The following is a 2,147-nucleotide window of genomic DNA, read 5'->3' as shown; positions in this document are numbered from 1 at the left end:
AGGTGTGCTTCTCGACGATGATCGAGCGGATCGGCGTGCCGTCCTCGTCGAGCGAGGGCCTGTAGCGGAAACGCTGCTCGATCAGCCGGCACGTGGTGTTGTCGAGCAGCGCATAGCCGCTCGACCGCGTCACCTGGCAGCCACTGACGCTGCCGTCGACATTGACGAAATAGCGGACCGCGACGGTACCCTCGACCCCCGATTCCCAGGCGGATTCGGGGATGTCGGAGGATTTGAGCCGCCCGCTCTTGTAGCGCGGCGCGATCTCGCGGCCGTAGCCGTCGCCGTCCCCATCGCCTTCACCGCCGCTACCCGTGCCGTTCCCGACGCCGCCGGCCCCGGTGCCCGGGCCGGCGACTGGAGCGGCACCCTGGGTCGACTGATTGCCCTGAAAGGGCTTTTCCGCAGCGACAATCGGCGGCGGCGGGATAGGGAGCGGCGGCACCGGCGGCGCGGTGACCTCGGTCGCTTTCGACTTGATGTTGGGCGGCGCGGCCTTGCCTTCGGTCTTGTGGCTCGGCTTGGGCTGGGTCTCGATCCGGACCTCGGGCGGCGGCGGTGTCGGCAAGAAGGCGACCAGATCGTTCTTCATCGTGCCGATGCCGGGGAGATTCACCGCCAGCCCGGCGACCAGCAGATACAGGATCGCCGCTTGCACCACGCCGGCGCCGATCATGCCCTTGAGGCGTTCGGGGGTCACAGCAATGTTCATCGTCGGGCGGATCATGCACGCGATCGGCTGAACGCGCGCTGTCCGGTCCGGTTGCCTGGACAGGTCGCCCGTCAGGGCATGGTCGCTTCCTGCACCATGTCGAATTCGCGCACGCCGCGGGCGCGCCGCGCGGCATTGATCAGGTCACGCAGTTTCTCGCGCCGCGCCTGCGCTCGCTCGATGCAACGCATCACGAACGGTTTACCGCGCGTGGTCTCGTCGCTCGACATCAAGGTGATGGTGCCGACGCCGGCCATTTGATTGATCAGCGAGAAGTCGATGCGGATGTCCTTGATCCGGTAAAGCTCGATCTCGTCGATCGACTTGTTGAACACCCCGCGATGCAGGATCAGCCGGTCCGGGGTCACCTCGAAGGTGGTGGCGAGGTTCTGGAACCATTTCACCAGAGCGATCGCCGCCGCCAGCGCGATGAACGCGAGCGGAAAATAGCTGCCGGTGACCAGCGCGCCGACCGCGCCGATCGGCACCAGCAGCAACGTCCCCCAGCCCGCCAGCGTGCCGCGCAGCCATCCCAGGGTCGAGGAACGGAAACGGTCGAGCGTCTGTGACATGGCATTCCCTCCGGGTCGCGGGAGTTTAGCGCGGTTGGAGGGATAGGCTAGAGCAGTCGTTCATGCCGGGCTCGTCCCGGCATCCACCGTGGCTCAGGCGCAAACCATCGGGCCTGTCGTTTCGAGCCTGCTTCCCGGTGGACCCCGTCCCGAGCTTGTCCCGAGCGCCGCCGAAGGCGACGACGAAGCGGCCGGGGTGACGACGGATATCGCGCTAGCCGTGCTGCGCCTCATGCACGGCAACCTCCGGCCGAAACGGCAGGATCGTCTTCAATTGCTGCAAGGGCGGCGCGCCCGCGATCAATGCGTTGTGTCCCAGCAGGAAGGCATGCCGCACGATCTCGGCCTGCTGCTCGAGCCCATATTTGCGCAAATCCCAGCCCGGTTTCACCGCATAATCGTACCGCGCCCAGGGCACGCGGCGGAGCGGTAGGAAGATGCCCGATTGATGCTGCCAGATATGTACCATCTCATGCACGAACAGGCCTTGTTCGCCCAGTTCGGCATGGCTGAAATCGTCGCGATAGGCGGTGCCGTGCGGATGGAAATGGATCCGCCCGCGCGGGCTCATCACCACATCCTTGGGCTGGAAGAACGCCCATTTGCCCAGCACCACGCGGACCGTCGCATAATCGATCGCGTTGCCGAACACCGACCGCGCGAGGTCGATCTCGCCTGCGGTCAGCGGTCGCACCTGCCGGCTCATGCGTGCCGCATCATTCGGGCGCGGAGTCGCCGGCGCCGACGACCTTGGCCTGGGCGGTGATCTTCGCACCGTCGGCGAAGGTGAAGGTCAGCGGCACCGTCCCGCCCGCCTGCGCCTTGAGGCCGTAGAGCATGACGTGCTTGCCGCCCGGCGCGAA

At 66.5% G+C, this 2,147-nt stretch carries 4 protein-coding genes; all 4 read right to left on the bottom strand.

The annotated features are described in order from the left end of the window. A partial coding sequence (locus tag ACTHJR_RS06395; protein ID WP_440522291.1) for an energy transducer TonB occupies nt 1–712 on the bottom strand: 712 nt, incomplete at its 3' end. Nucleotides 713–783: 71 nt separating this feature from the next. Then, nucleotides 784–1,284 (bottom strand): PH domain-containing protein, encoded by a 501-nt coding sequence (locus tag ACTHJR_RS06390; RefSeq protein ID WP_440522290.1) that lies wholly within the window; start codon nt 1,282–1,284, stop codon nt 784–786. 214 nt (nt 1,285–1,498) lie between these two features. Continuing rightward, nucleotides 1,499–1,990: a vgr related protein gene (locus tag ACTHJR_RS06385; RefSeq protein ID WP_440522289.1), complete on the bottom strand. Its 492-nt coding sequence runs from the start codon at nt 1,988–1,990 to the stop codon at nt 1,499–1,501. Nucleotides 1,991–2,000: 10 nt separating this feature from the next. Then, nucleotides 2,001–2,147: copper chaperone PCu(A)C (locus ACTHJR_RS06380; protein WP_440522292.1), on the bottom strand; the 147-nt coding region annotated here is incomplete at its 5' end.

The sequence above is a fragment of the Sphingomonas sp. genome, from assembly GCF_051962185.1.
Taxonomy (GTDB): domain Bacteria; phylum Pseudomonadota; class Alphaproteobacteria; order Sphingomonadales; family Sphingomonadaceae; genus Sphingomonas.
This window is presented reverse-complemented; position numbering and strand designations above follow the sequence as displayed.